The sequence below is a fragment of the Pseudonocardia abyssalis genome, from assembly GCF_019263705.2.
In the GTDB taxonomy this organism is placed as follows: domain Bacteria; phylum Actinomycetota; class Actinomycetes; order Mycobacteriales; family Pseudonocardiaceae; genus Pseudonocardia; species Pseudonocardia abyssalis.
This window is the reverse complement of sequence record NZ_JADQDK010000001.1, coordinates 5908841-5924110: the sequence shown is the minus strand read 5'-3', so window position 1 is coordinate 5924110 and position 15270 is coordinate 5908841. Positions and strand designations below refer to the sequence as shown.

The window sequence follows — 15270 nt, the reverse complement described above, 5'->3', positions numbered from 1 at the left end:
GGTGCCGTGGGCTGCGGCCCGGCAGTTCGCTGTTCTCGCCGAGTTCTCGCGTCGGGGCGGGGACGGGCCTGTTCGGCGCCTTCCGCCGCTGCGGTTGCGGCTCGGGAGTGGTCCGGCTCCGAGGTGGCCATGGCGCTCAGCTTGTCGTCGGGCGTGGACCGGCTCGCCGTGTCGTCCGATGAGATGGCGGCGGCGGTGCAGGACCGGATCCATTCCGCCGCTCCCGGTCAGACGTGGGCGCAGTTGTCGGCGGCGATCCGGCGGGCGATCCTCGCCGTCGATCCCGACCGGGCCGCGGAGCGCCATCAGGTCGCCCGGGAGGAGCGGCGGGTGGATGTGTTCGCCGGTGAGGAGGGGATGGCGACGGTGTGGGCGCGGATGTCCGCGCCGGATGCGGCGTCATCGTTCGAGTGGCTCACCCGGTCGGCTCGCGGGATGGGTGCCGACGCGGCCTGGAAGCGCCTGGCTGTCACCGGGCGGCGGCCGCCTGCGAACTCGACCACGTGGTCGCGTGGCAGGACGACGGGGCCACGTCGGAGGACAACCTCGCGGCGTTGTGCACCGCCCACCCCGACCTCAAGGAACAGCCGGGCTGGCAGGTGACGCTGCACGCGGACCGGTCGATGGAGTGGATCACCCCGACCGGCCATCGGTACCGGACGGAGCCCTACCCCTGCGCCCGAGCGGAACATCATCGCCGTCCGGAGCGGCGGAAACAGCAACGGGGTTCCGCTCGACCGACGTCCCGACGGATTCGGGGGTCAACCCGCCCGACGCCGTCGGCCGGGCGCCGCAGCGCCGTCCGGGCCGCGCGTCAGACCGCGCGCGCGAAACGGCGGGTCGACGGCACCAGGCAGGCGAGGGCGGGGGCGGCGAGGCAGACCACCGCGCACACGGCCAGTACCGGGGTGAGGCCGAAGGTGAGGATCGCGGGCGCGATGAGGGCCAGGCCGACCGGGGCGAGGCCGTAGGAGAACAGGAAGTCGACCGAGGACACCCGAGCCAGCAGCCGCGGCTCCACCTCGCGCTGGATGGCGGTGAACCACGGGACGTTGAACACCTCGATCCCGACGCCGGCCACGACGTAGGCCGCCACGACGAACGCGGGGTGCGGGGTGAGCAGCAGCGCGAGCGGGGCCAGCGCGTAGACCCCGAGGCCGGCCATCGCCCACCACCCCGGCGACGACGGACGCCAGCGCGCCACCAGCAGGGCACCGAGCAGCGCCCCGACCGTGTAGCCGGTGGCGGCCGCGGCGAGCACGACCTCGCTGCCGTAGACGTCGCGGCTGACCAGCGGCAGCGCCACCCCCGTCACCGAGTACCCGGTGAAGACCACCGCGGTCAGCGCGGCGAGTCCGGCGCCGAACCAGGGGTGGCGCCGGGCCTCGACGAACCCGTCGGCGAACTCCCGCACCACCCCGGGGCGCGGACCGGCGACGGTCGGCGCGGCCCCTCCGGCCGGGGGCAGCAGTGCGGCGAGCAACCAGAGCGCGGCGATGCCCAGCAGGACCGTCTGCACGCTCGTGAGCAGGGCGAAGAGGGCGGCGAGAGTGGGGCCGAGCAGGGTACTGACCCGCACCGCGAGGGTGATCGCTGCGTTCGCGGTCTGCCGCCGGTCGGGGTCGACGACCTCCGCGGTGAGCGCCTGGAACGCCGGCCGGCACGCGCCCTGCCCGGCCCCGGCGACGGCGGCCGCCACGGCCATGAGCAGCACCGAGGTGCCCAGCCCCAGCGCGATCAGCGGGGTCGCCGCGGCGGCGGCCAGACCGGAGGCGAGGACGACCGGGCGCCGCGCGTAGCGGTCGGCGAGCACGCCGGCGAGCGGCACGGCGGCCAGGAACCCGACCGTCCGCGTGGCCAGCACGACGCCCAGGCCGACCGCGTCGAGCGATCCCTCCAGCACCGCCAGACCGAGGACGAACGGTAGGGCCCACGTGGCCAGCCCCGACGCGGTCGTGCCGAACCACAGCCGCACGAACCGGGGTTCGAGCAGCACGGACCAGGCGGCAGCCGGGTCCGGCATCGCGCTCGGGGACGGAGACGGGGACATACGGACACCCTCCAGTGCAGCGACGGTGACGACCGCCGCTTTATCGACAACGGTTGTCATGATGCACTGGAGCGGGGTACTTGTCCTACCCTGTGCGCCGTGCGGGCGTGCGATGGCTGACGCGGAGGACGTACGACGGCTGGCGCTGACACTGGACGGCGTCGTGGAGATCGACAGCGCGGGCTTCGACTTCCGGGTGCAGGGCCGGGGCTTCGTCTGGTCCTACCCGGAACGGGTCCCGGGCCGGCGCCGGGAGATCCGCACCGACATCGCGGTGCTCTACGTGGGCGACGAGGCCGAGAAGCAGGCACTGCTGCTCGGGGAGCCCGAGCTGTTCTTCACGACTCCCGGCTACGACGGGTTCGCGCTGGTGATGGTCCGGCTGGAGCGGGTGGACGTCGGACGGCTCACCGAGTTGATCGAGGACGCCTGGCGCATGCGCTCCGAGGGGAACGTCCCCGGCCGGTAGCCTGATCAACCGGAGCGCGGGTACACGGCGAGGAGCGGCGCACCCGGATCCTGCTGCGGTTCGGGACCGCCTGCCCTAGGTGTTCTGTCCCGTGAGGTTGGGGACTCGGGTGGCGGGTGGGCCGCCGATCGCGGTGTGTCCGCGGTGATGGTTGTAGTAGTGCAGCCAGTCGGGCAAGGCGGCTCGTCGGGCGGTCTCGGTGCGGTAGGGCTGGGCGTAGGCCCATTCGTCGAGCAGGGTGCGGTTGAACCGCTCGACCTTGCCGTTGGTTTGGGGCCGGTAGGGGCGGGTCCGTTTGTGGACGGTGTCGGTGTTGTGCAGGGCTTGGGCGAAGTCGCGGGAGCGGTAGCAGGACCCGTTGTCGGTCAGGACGCGGGCGATGTTCTCGATGCCTTGTGCGTGGAACCAGGCCGCGGCGCGGGCCCAGAACTGTGCCGCGGTGGTCTTGCGCTCGTCGGGCAGGATCTCGGTGTAGGCCAGGCGTGAGTGGTCGTCCAGGGCGTTGTGCAGGTAGCTGTAGCCGATCTTTCGGCTACCTCTGTTGCGGCGGCCAGCGGCGCGGCCGAGGGTCTTGTGGCCGCCGCCGTCGGGGATGTTGCCCAGCTTCTTGATGTCGACGTGGACCAGGTCACCAGGCTGTTTGTGTTCGTAGCGGCGGACGGTCTGGCCGGTGGTGCGGTCGAGGTGGGCCAGACGGGCCATGCCGAAGCGGGTCAGGACCCGGTGCACGGTGGAGGAGGCGATGCCGAGCAGGAACCCGATCCGGGCCGGTCCCCAGCGGCGCAGGACCCGGACTTTGATGATGCGTCGCTCGGTGCGGGTCGGGGTTTGGTTCGGGCTGTGGTGCGGGCGGGAGGAACGGTCGACCATCCCGGCTGGGCCTTCGGTGCGGTAGCGGCTTGACCAACGCTTCGCGGTGCCGACTGAGACCTGGAACCGTTCCGCGGCGCGGCGCAGTGGCCACCCGTCCTCGACGACGCAGCGGGCGAGGCGGAGCCGGCCGGTCTCGGACAGCGGGGCGTTACGGTGGAGCACGAGGGCCTCCTTGGGTCGGGTGCAGATGTCGCTATCCACACCGGACCTGGAGGCCCTCCCTTACGCCAAGATCATCTGTCGCGTGTCGTTCTCAACCTCTGTGGGCAGTACACCTAGCGCGGGCTGCTCGCCCGGCGACCGGTGCCGACCACGTCGTCGGCACGGGCGGCCGGCAGGAAGATCGTGAACGTCGGGGGCCGGGCGCGGGAGAGCTCCAGGCGCCCGCCGTCGGCCTCCACGAGTGCGCGGGCCAGCGCGAGCCCGATCCCGGTGGACGAGCCGACCGACACCCCGCGCTCGAACACGTGCGGGACCAGCTCCTCGGGCACCCCGTCTCCCGCGTCGGTGACCTCGATGACCAGGCTCTTCTCCGTGGCCCGCGCCGCGACGACGACGGTGCCGCCACCGTGGCGCACCGCGTTGTCCAGCAGCGCGCCCACGGCCTCGCGGATGCGGGCGGGCGTGACGCGGGCCAGCAGGCCGTCGGGGACGCGCATCTTCAGCATCCGACCCTCCGCCCGCAGCGGGGCCCGCCACTCCTGGGCGACGGCCTCCAGGCCTTCCTTCAGGTCCAGCGGCTCGGCTCCCGCGGCACGCGCGGCGCGGGCGGCCTCCAGCAGCTCGTCGAGGACGGCGGCGAGCTTCTCGGCCTGGTCGAGCGCGGCGAGGGCCTCGGACCGGGCGCTCGGGTCGGGGTGCGTCGTCAGCTCGTCGAGACGCAGCTGGAGCGCGGTGAGGCGGCTGCGCAGCTGGTGGGAGACGTCGCCGACGAGCTGGCGCTCGCGCTGCACCAGCTCGGCGAGCGCGGCGGCGGAGGTGTCGAGGACCTCCGACACGGCGTCGAGCTCCGGGATGCCGTGCCGGGCCGGGGCCGAGCGGAAGTCACCCGCGCCGAGGCGGGCGGCGCGGTCGGCGACGTCGCGCAGCGGCTCGGCCAGGCGCCGGGCCGTCAGCGTGGCGACGACCGTGCCCACCGCCACCGACAGCACGACGAGCAGCAGCACCACCAGCGTCACCTGGACCTGCTGGCCGAGCAGCACCGCCCGCGGTTCCTGCATCGTGGCCATGCCGCCGGAACCGAGCGGGAGGGTCTCGGTGACCGCGTCGCCGCCGACGTCGGACCCGATCACCAGCGGCGCACGCCCGGCCTGCTCCAGGATCAGCCGCCCGCCGCGGGGCACGGCGAGCTCCAGCCCCGCGATGTCGACGGCGGCCCCCGGGCCCTCCAGCCGGGTGGCGACCTGCTCCAGGCGCGACGTCAGCTCGGCGCGGTCGAAGTCGTCGACGAGCTGCCAGGTGGTGATGGCCAGCGGCCCGCCGAGGACCAGGGCGGTGAGGGCGACGACGAGCAGCGTCGACTGCAGGATGCGGCGGCGCATCTAGTCGTTGTTGAAGCGGAAGCCGACGCCGCGGACCGTCGCGATCCGGCGCTCCCCGCCGATCTTGCGACGCAGCCAGGACATGTGCATGTCCAGCGTCTTGGACGTCTTCATCTCCGGGTCGTTCCACACCTCGCGCAGGATCTCCTCGCGCGTGACGACCTGCCCGGCGCGCAGCAGCAGCACCCGCAGCAGCTCGAACTCCTTGTTCGCGAGCCCGACCTCCGCCCCGTCGACGAGGACGCGGCGCCCGGACAGCTCCATCCGCACCCCCGCCACCTCGACGGCCTCCGGGGTGAGCCGGCGCAGCAGCGCCCGCACCCGCGCGAGCAGCTCCGCGAGCCGGAACGGCTTGCCGACGTAGTCGTCGGCGCCCGCGTCGAGACCGACGACGAAGTCGACCTCGTCGGTGCGGGCGGTGAGCATGAGGACGGGGAGGTCGGGGTGGTGCAGCCGGACGCGGCGGCAGACCTCCAGGCCGTCCATACCGGGCAGGCCGAGGTCGAGGACGAGCAGGTCGACGTGGCCGGCGTGCACGCGGTCGAGGGCCGCGACGCCGTCGGTCGCCACCGCGACGGTGTAGCCCTCACGCGTCAGTGCGCGGGAGAGCGGTTCGGCGATGGCGGCGTCGTCCTCGGCGAGCAGGACGGTGGTCATGGTCGTCACAGTAGGCCCGGCAGACTGCTCCCCGTGAGCGACTCCGATCTCGATCTCGCCCTGCGCATGGCCGACGCCGCCGACGCGATCAGCCTCGACCGGTTCCGCGCCGCCGACCTCCGCGTCGAGAGCAAGCCCGACCGCACCCCCGTCACCGACGCCGACACCGCCGTCGAGGAGGCGCTGCGGGCCCTGATCACGGCCGAGCGGCCCGACGACGCCGTGCTCGGCGAGGAGGAGGGCGGCACCGTCGACGGGGCCGCGCGCGGCTGGGTGCTCGACCCGATCGACGGCACCAAGAACTTCTCCCGCGGGGTGCCCGTGTGGGCCACGCTGATCGGGCTGACGACCGACGGCACGGCGACGGTCGGCGTCGTCAGCGCCCCGGCGCTGGGGCGGCGCTGGTGGGCGGCGCCCGGGGAGGGGGCCTGGACCCGCGACGTCACGGGCACCCGGCGGATCGCGGTGTCCGGGGTGTCCGACCTCGGCGACGCCTACGCCTCCACCACCGACGCCCGCGGGCTCGGCGAGCGCTGGACCCGGCTCGGGGCCGCGGTCTGGGAGACCCGCGCGTTCGGCGACTTCTGGCAGCACTGCCTGGTCGCGGAGGGCGCGATCGACCTGGCCGTCGACGCGGGGGCGAGCCCGTGGGACCTCGCCGCACTCGTCCCGATCGTCCGGGAGGCGGGCGGGCGCCTGAGCTCCCTGTCCGGCGACGACGGCTTCACCGGCGGCAACGGCCTGTCCAGCAACGGGACACTCCACGACGCAGCCCTGCGCCACCTCACCCCCTGACCCCTCCCCTGCCCCCTCCCCCACCGGCGAGTTTGCCGCCCCCACCCCGCGAGTTTTCCCCTCCGGCCCGGCGAGTTTGCCGCCCCCACCCCGCGAGTTTTCCCCTCCGGCCCGGCGAGTTTGCCGCTCCCGCCCGGCGAGTTTTCCCCTCCGGCCCGGCGAGTGTGCCGCGCCCGCCCGGCGAGTGTGCCGATCGCGCTCGCAGACCGCGCCGGTCGTGCACCCACCCGCCGTACACGATCGGCCGACTCAGCGGGTGTTCGCAGCAAACTCGCCGGGTGGCGTCGGCAAACTCGCCGGGTGGCGTCGGCAAACTCGCCGGGTGGGGGTGAGCCGGTCGCGGTGGGGGTGAGTCGGGCGGGCGGGGGGTCGTGCCGCAGGTGGGTGCCGGGCGGGGCCGCCGTAACCTGGGGACACCATGACCGAGTCGCCCGCCCGCCCCCGCTCCGCCAGCGAGATCGCCGCCCAGGCGCACCGCCGCCGCACCTTCGCCGTGATCTCCCACCCCGACGCGGGGAAGTCGACGCTCACCGAGGCGCTCGCCCTGCACGCCGAGGTGATCGACTCGGCGGGCGCGGTGCACGGGAAGGCCGGGCGCAAGGGCGTCACCTCGGACTGGATGGAGATGGAGCGCGCCCGCGGCATCTCCATCACCTCCGCGGTGCTGCAGTTCAGCTACCGCGACCACGTGATCAACCTGCTCGACACCCCCGGCCACGGTGACTTCTCCGAGGACACCTACCGCGTCCTCGCCGCCGTCGACGCCGCGGTGATGCTGCTCGACGCCTCGAAGGGCCTGGAGGCGCAGACCCTCAAGCTGTTCGACGTCTGCCGCAGCCGGAAGATCCCCGTGCTGACCTTCGTCAACAAGTGGGACGTGCCCGGCCGCGAGGCTCTCGAGCTGCTCGACGAGGTGGAGCAGACGATCGGGCTGCGGCCGATGCCCGTCACCTGGCCGGTCGGGATCGCGGGCGACCTGCGCGGCGTCGTCGAGTGCGCCACCGGCGAGATGCGCCGCTACACGCGCACCGCGGGCGGGGCGACCAAGGGCGAGGTCGAGGTGCTCGACCCCGACCGCGCCGCCGCGGAGGAGCCGCTCTACCTCGAGACCGTCGTCGACGAGCTGGAGCTGCTGCGCGAGATCGGCGCCGAGTTCGACGAGGACGACTACCTCGCCGGCACGGCCACGCCGGTGCTGTTCGGCGCGGCGCGGCACGGCGTCGGCGTCGGGCGGCTGCTCGACGCGCTCGTCGACCTCGCCCCCGCCCCGGCCCCGCGCCCCGACGCCGACGGGACGCCGCGGCAGCTCGACACACCGCTGTCCGGCCTGGTGTTCAAGGTGCAGGCGGGCATGGACCGCAGCCACCGCGACCGCACCGCCTTCCTGCGCATCAACTCCGGGCGCTTCGAGCGCGGCATGGTGCTCACCCACGCGGGATCGGGCAAGCCGTTCGCCACGAAGTACGCGCAGGCGGTGTTCGGCCAGCAGCGCACCACGCTGGAGGAGGCGTTCCCGGGCGACATCGTCGGGCTGGTCAACGCGGGCGCGCTGCGCCCCGGCGACACCCTCTACGCCGAGGACCCGGTCGAGTTCCCGGCGATCCCGAGCTTCGCACCGGAGTTCTTCGCGGTGGTCCGGGCCAAGGACGCGGGCCGCTACAAGCAGTTCCGCCGCGGGATCTCCCAGCTCGACTCCGAGGGCGTCATCCAGGTCCTGCGCTCCGACCGCCGCGGCGACCAGGCGCCTGTGCTGGCCGCCGTCGGGCCGCTGCAGTTCGAGGTCGTCACCGCGCGCCTGGCCGACGAGTTCAGCGCCCCGGTCACGCTGGAGCAGCTCAACTACAACGTCGCCCGGCTCACCGACGAGGCCGGCGCGGAGATCCTCAACAAGGAGAGCGATACCGAGGTCCTGCACCGCTCGGTCGACGGCGCGCTCCTCGCGGTGTTCGTCAACAAGTGGCGGATGGAGACGATCCGCCGCAAGCACTCCGACGTCATGATGGAACCGTTGCTGGCCGGGGCCGTCGACCGCTGAATCCTCACGCCGCCCAACTCTGACGTGAGCGTAGAGTTCGGCGCCGTGTCCCGTCCTTCCTGGCTCGCTCCCCGCGTCCTGCGCACGGAGGCCCTCTCCGGCCTCGTGGTGGCCCTCGCCCTGATCCCCGAGGCCATCGCGTTCTCGATCATCGCGGGGGTCGACCCGCGGGTCGGGCTCTTCGCGTCAGTGACGATGGCGATCACGATCGCGTTCACCGGCGGACGGCCCGCGATGATCTCAGCGGCCACCGGGGCGGTGGCGCTCGTGATCGCCCCGCTGGTGCGCGACCACGGGCTGCAGTACCTGATCGCCGCCGTACTGCTCGGGGGCACGTTCCAGATCGTGCTGGGCCTGGCCGGCACCGCGCGACTGATGCGGTTCGTGCCCCGCAGCGTGATGGTCGGCTTCGTCAACGCACTCGCGATCCTGATCTTCGCCTCGCAGCTGCCGTACCTGGTCGGCATCCCGTGGATCGCCTGGGTGCTGCTCGCCGTCGCGCTGGCGGTGCTTGTCGTGCTGCCGCGACTGACGTCCGCGGTCCCGGCCCCACTGGTCGCGATCGTCGCACTGACGGCGTTCACGGTGTTCGCCGCCGTCAGCGTCCCGACCGTCGGCGACCAGGGCGAGCTGCCCGACGGCCTGCCCGTCCTCGGCCTGCCCGACGTCCCGTTCACGCTCGCTACCCTGGCGATCATCGCCCCCTACGCGCTGGCGATGGCCGTCGTCGGGCTGCTGGAGTCGCTGATGACGGCGAAGCTCGTCGACGAGATCACCGACACCGCGTCGGACAAGACGCGCGAGTCGTGGGGCCAGGGCGTCGCGAACGTCGTCACCGGGTTCTTCGGCGGCATGGGCGGCTGCGCGATGATCGGCCAGACGATGATCAACGTGCGGTCCGGCGGGGCCCGCACCCGCGCCTCGACGTTCCTCGCCGGCGCGTTCCTGCTGGTGCTGATGCTGGCGCTCGGCGACGTCGTCGGGGCGATCCCGATGGTCGCGCTCGTCGCCGTCATGATCATGGTGGCGGTCGGCACGTTCGACTGGCACAGCATCGCGCCCGGCACCCTGCGCCGGATGCCCTACAGCGAGACGGCGGTGATGCTGTCGACGGTGGCGGTCACGGTGGCCACCCACAACCTGGCGTACGGCGTCGGGGTCGGCGTCGTCGTGGCGTCGGTGCTGTTCGCGCGGCGCGTCGCGCACGTCGTCGACGTGGCCGTGGAGCGCGACGACGAGACGGCCGTCTACCGCGTCACCGGACAGCTGTTCTTCGCCTCGTCGGGCGAGCTGGTGACGGCGTTCGACTACGCGGGCGACCCGTCGTCCGTCGTCATCGACCTCTCGGGCGCGCAGGTCTGGGACGCCTCCACGATCGCCGTCCTCGACACCATCACCGCGAAGTACCGGGCCCGCGGCACCACGGTGACGATCACCGGCATGGATCCCCGGAGTGCGTCGCGGCACGCCGCCCTGGCTGGTCACCTCGGCGGTACGTGAGCGAAGATCGGCTCCACCCCGAGCACAGGAGGCACCGTGGCCGACACCGTGGACGTCGCAACGATCACCACCGACGCCGCACACCGCGTGATCGCGGCGGCGGAGGCGAAGGCCGCGGAGATCGGCGTGCCGATGTGCGTCGCCGTCACCGACCCCGGCGGCAACGTCAAGGCGTTCTCCCGGATGGACGGAGCGCCACTGCCGTCCTCGCAGGTGGCCCAGGACAAGGCGTACACCGCGGTCGGGTTCGGGATGCCGACGCACGAGTGGCACGGCTTCATCTCCGACGACGCGCCGCTCGCCGCGGGTGCCCCCACCGGCATCGACCGGCTGGTGATCTTCGGCGGCGGCTACCCGATCCGGGTCGACGGGGCGGTGGTCGGTGCGATCGGCGTCAGCGGCGGGCACTGGTCGCAGGACCAGCAGGTCGCCGAGGCCGGTCTGGCGGCGCTGGCGTGAGTCCGGAGCTCGCCTTCGAGGACCTCACCACCGGCCGGGTGTTCGAGCTGGGCACCACGGTGGTCGACCGCGACGAGATGGTCGCGTTCGCCCGCCGGTTCGACCCCCAGCCCTTCCACCTCGACGACGACGCCGCCGCGGCCTCACTGTTCGGTGCGCTCGCCGCGTCGGGCTGGTTCACCGCGGGGCTGTGGATGCGCCTCTACGTCGACTCGGTGCTCAACCGCGCCACCTCGCTGGGCTCCCCCGGCGGCGAGGACATCGCCTGGCCCGCGCCGGTGTTCGCCGGCGACGAGCTGCGGGCCACGATGGAGATCCTCGAGGCCCGCAGGTCGAGGAGCAGGCCCGGGCTCGGTCTGGTGAAGCTGCGCGCGCAGCTGCACCGCGGCGACACCGAGGTCTTCCGCAGTACGTTCACGGGCATGTTCGGCACCCGCGACTGACCGGGCCCGGGTCACCCGGACAGCGCGCGCACCACCCGCGACGGCGACGGCCTCCCCAGCTGCCCGGCCATCCACGCACTGGTGGCGACGAGCGCGTCGAGGTCGACGCCGTGCGCGATCCCCAGCCCGTCGAGCATCCAGACGAGGTCCTCGGTGGCGAGGTTGCCCGTCGCCGACTCCGCGTAGGGGCAGCCACCGAGACCGCCCGCACTCGCGTCGACCGTCGTGACACCCCGGCGCAGGGCGGTGAGCGTGTTCGCCAGGGCCTGCCCGTAGGTGTCGTGGAAGTGCACCGCGATCCGCTCGACGGGCGCACCGCCCGCGACGCACGCGTCCAGCACCGCGTCGACGTGGCCGGGGGTGCCGGTGCCGATCGTGTCGCCCAGGGAGAGCTGGTCGCAGCCCATCTCGACGAGGCGGCGCCCGACCGCGGCCACCTGCGCCGGGTCGACGGCCCCCTCCCACGGGTCGCCGAAGCACATCGACACGTAGCCGCGCACCCGCAGGCCCTCCGCGACGGCCCGGGTGACGACGGCGTCGAACATCGCGAACTGCTCGTCGAGGGAGCGGTTGAGGTTGCGCTGCGCGAACGTCTCGGTGGCGCTCGCGAAGACCGCGACGTGCTCGACACCGGACTCCAGCGCCCGGTCCAGGCCGCGCTCGTTGGGGACCAGGACGGGGTAGTCGACACCGGGCGCGCGCGTGAGGCGGGCCAGGAGGTCGGCGGCGTCGGCGAGCTGCGGCACCCACCTCGGGTGCACGAAGCTCGTGGCCTCCAGCGTGCGCAGGCCGGTGCCGGCGAGACGGTCGAGGAACTCCGCCTTCACCTCGACGGGCACCACCGTCTTCTCGTTCTGCAGGCCGTCGCGGGCCCCGACCTCGTAGATCGTGACGGCGTCGGGCAGCTCGGTCCCGGCGACGGTCTGTGGCAGCTCACGTGTCATCTGCGACCTCCTGGTAGAGCAGCGCGTGGACCTTCTCCACCTGCGGCACGTCGGTGAACTCGAGCGGTTCGTCGGACGCCGACTCGATCACGAGCGTGCCGCAACCGAGGAAGCGCTCCAGGATGGTGTGCCGGAACTGGACGCTGTTGATCCGGCTCATCGGGATGTCGATGCCGGTGCGCGACAGCACGCCCTCCCGGACGAGCACGCGGCGCGTCGTGACGACGAAGTGCGTGCTGCGCCAGCGGACGACGGGGATCAGCGTCAGCCAGACCACCAGCCCGGCGCCGACGACGCCGAGCGCGACCCACGCTATCGGCGCCCAGGCCTGCTCGCGCACGAGTGCGGCCACGAACACGCACAGCGCGACGACGAGCAGCAGGACGAGGACCGGGACGATCAGCATCTTCCCGTGGGGGTGCTTGTGCAGCACGATCCGCTCGCCGTCGACGAGAAGATCATCGGGGTAGGCCACGGGAGAACCGTACTGGCTACTCCGCGGGGCGCAGGTGCACGACGTCGCCGGCGGCGACCGCGCGGCGATGACCCGTGGCGTCGAGCAGCAGGAGCCTGCCGTCGGCGTCGACGTCCTCGGCGATACCGCTGACCGACGTACCGCCCGGCAGCTCCACCCGCACCGGGGAGCCCAGGCTCAGGCAGCCGGCCCGGTAGTCGGCGCGCAGGCGGGTGACGTCGGGGTCGCCGCGGCCGTCGCGCCACTCCGCCTCCCGCGCGACGAGCCGCGTGAGCAGCTCGACGAGCACGGCGGTGCGGTCGATCTCCCGTCCGCTCTCGGCCGCCAGCGAGGTGGCGCCGGGCTGGTCGCTCGGAGCCGAGTCGACGTTGAGCCCGATGCCGACCACGACCGCGGGCCGCGACGGGTCGGCCACCTCGGCGAGGATCCCGGCGACCTTGCGCGGCGCAGCGCCCACGAGCAGGTCGTTGGGCCACTTGAGCCCGGCCGGGGCGTCGGTGAACGCCCGGACGGCGTCGAGCACGGCCAGGCCGGCGAGCAGCGGCAGCCAGCTGAACCGCGACGGCGAGACGCCGTTCGGGCGGAACAGCACGCTCACGGTGAGCCCGGACCCGGGCGGCGACACCCAGCTACGCGCCAGCCGCCCCCGCCCCGCCTCCTGGTGCTCGGCGACGAGCACGGTGCGGTCGGGGGCACCGGCCAGTGCGGCGGCCATCAGGTCGGCGTTGGTGGAACCGGTGCGCTCGACCACGTCGAGCTGCGCCCACGGTCCGACGAGAGCGGCGCGCAGCGCCCCGGCGTCGAGCGGCTGCGCGGTGCGGTTCATGTGCAGGGACGCTACCGGCGCCGCCCGTGCGACGTGGGCCGGACCGCCGCATCCGCGACCGGTGGCGGCCCGGGGTCGCCGGACGCGCACCCCGATCCGCCCATCGGTCCGCCGATCACCGACGGCCCCACGGCCGGCGCGGCCGTCCTCGGGGCGGTACCGCGCGGGCCACGGCGATCACCAGGCGCCGATCACCGGGCGGCGGGGGCTCCCAGCACGTCGGCGGTCGGGGGCGGGATCGCGATGGCCGACGCCGTCCGCTTCCCGAGCGTCCGGGAGATCGCGGGCACGGAGGCGGCCAGGCGCAGGGGCCACACCGGCCGCGGGTCGCCGCGCTCCATCCGGTCCAGGCTCCCCCGCTCGGCACGGACCTGCGAGAGCTGCTCGGCGTCGGACACCGCCCGGCGCCGCACCGCGAACTCCCGGCACGCGGAGTCCAGCGACGCCGGATCCGGCGACTCGGGGGCGGAAGAACCCCGACTCGCGGGGCGGGGACCCGCGAGGAGGGGGGCGAGGGTGTTGCCCGCGTCCGCGGCGTCGGCGATCGCGATGTTGATGCCGTTGCCGCCCACCGGGGAGATGACGTGCGCGGCGTCGCCGAGCAACAGCAGCCCGGGCCGGTACCAGCTCGGTAGGCGGGTGATCCGGACGTTGAGCAGCGTGAGGTCGGTGAACGCGGTGAGGGCGTCGAGCCGGTCGCCGAGCCACGGCATCCGGTCGCGGGCCAGCGCCACCACCGGCTCCACCCCCGCCTCCCGAGCCTGCGCGACCGTCCCCGTCGGGATGATGTAGCCGAGCTGCCAGGTGGCACCCTGCCCGAGCGCGACGATCGCGGCACCCGGCACGGCGAAGTAGTCCAGGCCCGAGAGCGGCGGGTCGCCGTCGCGACGCGGGACCTCGAACCACAGGATGTCGAGCCCGGCGCCGAGCTCCTCGGTGTCGAACCCGCCCATGCGCCGGACCTGCGAGAACCGCCCGTCCGCCCCGACGACGAGCGGCGCGCGGAGCTCCCGGGTCTGCCCGTCGGCGGCCCGGTAGCGCACACCGCGGACCCGCCCGTCCTCCTCGACGAGCTCGTTCACCCGCGCCGACATCTCCAGCCGGAAGCCGGGGTACGCCGCCGCCCGCTCGGTGAGCAGGCCGAGGAACTCCGGCTGCGGGAGCAGGACGTAGTGCGGGAAGCGGGTGCTCGCGGTCGAGTAGTCGGCGATCCGGTAGGCCGTCGTCGGGGTGTGCCAGGTGAACGCGTCGGCCGTGGCGTGCGGGCGGGCGAGCACGTCGTCGGCCAGGCCCAGCGCGTCGAGCCAGTCCATGACGGGCGGGGCGAGCGAGTCGCCCCGGAAGCGCCGCGCGAAGTCCGACCGCGCCTCCAGCAGCGTGACCCGCCGTCCGGCCCGGGCCAGGAGGTAGGCGAGCACCGCCCCTCCCGGCCCGCCACCGACGACCACGCAGTCCGTCGCGTCCATCTCTCACTCCTCAAATGTCTCGACTATCGAGAGAGTAGTACGGCCCCGACAACTCCGTCGCGGAGGACCGGTCACGACCGGACGTGGGGACCCCTGCACACCGCCTCCGATGCGGCTCTACCGACTCGCAGTCAGACATCAGGATCGGTAGCGCCCAGGATTGACAACTCGACCTCTTCATAATCGACGATCTGATCCATTCATGAGGTCCGCTCCCGGATGGACAGGAACTCGATCAGGGGCTGCACGCCCACAAACCCGTCGCCAGCGTTGGAGACGCAAGATCATAGAATCGCGATCGCGATCCGACCGGGGGGTCGGATGGATCTCATCGAGCAAGCGTCAACCACCGCCGGATGCGCTGTAGCGGCTTTCGTGCCGATGTGTGCGTTCGGCACCTCAGTTGCCTCTGCGACTTCGCCTGCGGACATGCAGAGAAGTGCGGCTCCACCCTCCGCGGCTCGACAGCAGGTGGCGTCCCCGCAGGCGTCAAGGACGTCGTCAGTCGTCCCTGCGGCAAGACCCGGAAGCGGATGCCTTCCCCAGCGGGGCTACTGCGTGGTGCTGCCCCGAGGAGACAGCCACTGTGGCAACGGGCGGGTATACCGCAGCAGTGGCAGTTCTCGGGTCCGCGTGTGGATTCATTCCGCCACCCGGAGGTATTGCCTGCGCCGGCGGCGCAGCGATCTACGGACCTGCGACTTCTGAGCAAGCAAGGACTGCGGTCAAGGGCCGGC

The 15270-nt window shown here is 73.2% G+C and carries 15 protein-coding genes; 7 read left to right on the top strand and 8 right to left on the bottom strand.

What is annotated here, in order from left to right:
- Nucleotides 1-129 precede the first annotated feature (129 nt).
- Nucleotides 130-603 (top strand): hypothetical protein, encoded by a 474-nt coding sequence (locus I4I81_RS31820; RefSeq protein ID WP_218603841.1) that lies wholly within the window; start codon nucleotides 130-132, stop codon nucleotides 601-603.
- Between the two features lie 211 nt (nucleotides 604-814).
- On the opposite strand, the gene I4I81_RS29215 is transcribed toward I4I81_RS31820, so the two are convergent.
- A complete protein-coding gene (locus I4I81_RS29215; protein WP_372453614.1) occupies nucleotides 815-2050 on the bottom strand; it encodes an MFS transporter in 1236 nt (411 codons plus the stop codon).
- A gap of 112 nt (nucleotides 2051-2162) precedes the next feature.
- Here I4I81_RS29215 and I4I81_RS29210 point away from each other — a divergent pair, with 112 nt between their 5' ends.
- Entirely contained in the window at nucleotides 2163-2519 is a 357-nt protein-coding gene (locus tag I4I81_RS29210; RefSeq protein ID WP_218603839.1) for an MmcQ/YjbR family DNA-binding protein, read from the top strand.
- 75 nt (nucleotides 2520-2594) lie between these two features.
- Here I4I81_RS29210 and I4I81_RS29205 read toward each other — a convergent pair whose 3' ends face one another.
- The 3 genes from I4I81_RS29205 to I4I81_RS29195 form a co-directional block, all read right to left on the bottom strand.
- Nucleotides 2595-3554 (bottom strand): IS481 family transposase, encoded by a 960-nt coding sequence (locus tag I4I81_RS29205; RefSeq protein ID WP_218616460.1) that lies wholly within the window; start codon nucleotides 3552-3554, stop codon nucleotides 2595-2597.
- A gap of 113 nt (nucleotides 3555-3667) precedes the next feature.
- A complete protein-coding gene (locus I4I81_RS29200) occupies nucleotides 3668-4933 on the bottom strand; it encodes an ATP-binding protein (RefSeq protein WP_218606213.1) in 1266 nt (421 codons plus the stop codon).
- Nucleotides 4934-5590 (bottom strand): response regulator transcription factor, encoded by a 657-nt coding sequence (locus I4I81_RS29195; protein WP_218606214.1) that lies wholly within the window; start codon nucleotides 5588-5590, stop codon nucleotides 4934-4936. It abuts the gene before it with no gap.
- A 66-nt stretch (nucleotides 5591-5656) separates the two neighbouring features.
- Between I4I81_RS29195 and I4I81_RS29190 the strand changes: the two genes are divergently transcribed.
- From I4I81_RS29190 to I4I81_RS29170, 5 genes are all read left to right on the top strand, one after another.
- Nucleotides 5657-6385 (top strand): inositol monophosphatase family protein, encoded by a 729-nt coding sequence (locus I4I81_RS29190; RefSeq protein WP_218616636.1) that lies wholly within the window; start codon nucleotides 5657-5659, stop codon nucleotides 6383-6385.
- Between the two features lie 418 nt (nucleotides 6386-6803).
- The gene (locus I4I81_RS29185; RefSeq protein ID WP_218616477.1) at nucleotides 6804-8420 is read left to right on the top strand and encodes a peptide chain release factor 3; all 1617 of its coding nucleotides are present in this window, start codon (nucleotides 6804-6806) and stop codon (nucleotides 8418-8420) included.
- Between the two features lie 45 nt (nucleotides 8421-8465).
- Nucleotides 8466-9920: a SulP family inorganic anion transporter gene (locus tag I4I81_RS29180; protein WP_226363624.1), complete on the top strand. Its 1455-nt coding sequence runs from the start codon at nucleotides 8466-8468 to the stop codon at nucleotides 9918-9920.
- 36 nt (nucleotides 9921-9956) lie between these two features.
- Entirely contained in the window at nucleotides 9957-10379 is a 423-nt protein-coding gene (locus tag I4I81_RS29175; RefSeq protein ID WP_218605543.1) for a GlcG/HbpS family heme-binding protein, read from the top strand.
- The gene (locus tag I4I81_RS29170; RefSeq protein ID WP_226363623.1) at nucleotides 10376-10822 is read left to right on the top strand and encodes a MaoC family dehydratase; all 447 of its coding nucleotides are present in this window, start codon (nucleotides 10376-10378) and stop codon (nucleotides 10820-10822) included. Before I4I81_RS29175 ends, I4I81_RS29170 begins: the two co-directional genes overlap by 4 nt.
- 11 nt (nucleotides 10823-10833) lie before the next feature.
- On the opposite strand, the gene I4I81_RS29165 is transcribed toward I4I81_RS29170, so the two are convergent.
- The 4 genes from I4I81_RS29165 to I4I81_RS29150 form a co-directional block, all read right to left on the bottom strand.
- Nucleotides 10834-11766, bottom strand: a complete 933-nt coding sequence (locus I4I81_RS29165) for a hydroxymethylglutaryl-CoA lyase (protein WP_218605544.1) — start codon at nucleotides 11764-11766, stop codon at nucleotides 10834-10836.
- Entirely contained in the window at nucleotides 11756-12241 is a 486-nt protein-coding gene (locus I4I81_RS29160) for a PH domain-containing protein (RefSeq protein ID WP_218605545.1), read from the bottom strand. Before I4I81_RS29160 ends, I4I81_RS29165 begins: the two co-directional genes overlap by 11 nt.
- A gap of 16 nt (nucleotides 12242-12257) precedes the next feature.
- Complete coding sequence (locus I4I81_RS29155; RefSeq protein WP_218616476.1) at nucleotides 12258-13067, bottom strand: biotin--[acetyl-CoA-carboxylase] ligase; 810 nt, start codon at nucleotides 13065-13067, stop codon at nucleotides 12258-12260.
- A 191-nt stretch (nucleotides 13068-13258) separates the two neighbouring features.
- Nucleotides 13259-14533: an FAD-dependent monooxygenase gene (locus I4I81_RS29150; protein WP_218616475.1), complete on the bottom strand. Its 1275-nt coding sequence runs from the start codon at nucleotides 14531-14533 to the stop codon at nucleotides 13259-13261.
- Nucleotides 14534-15270 lie beyond the last annotated feature (737 nt).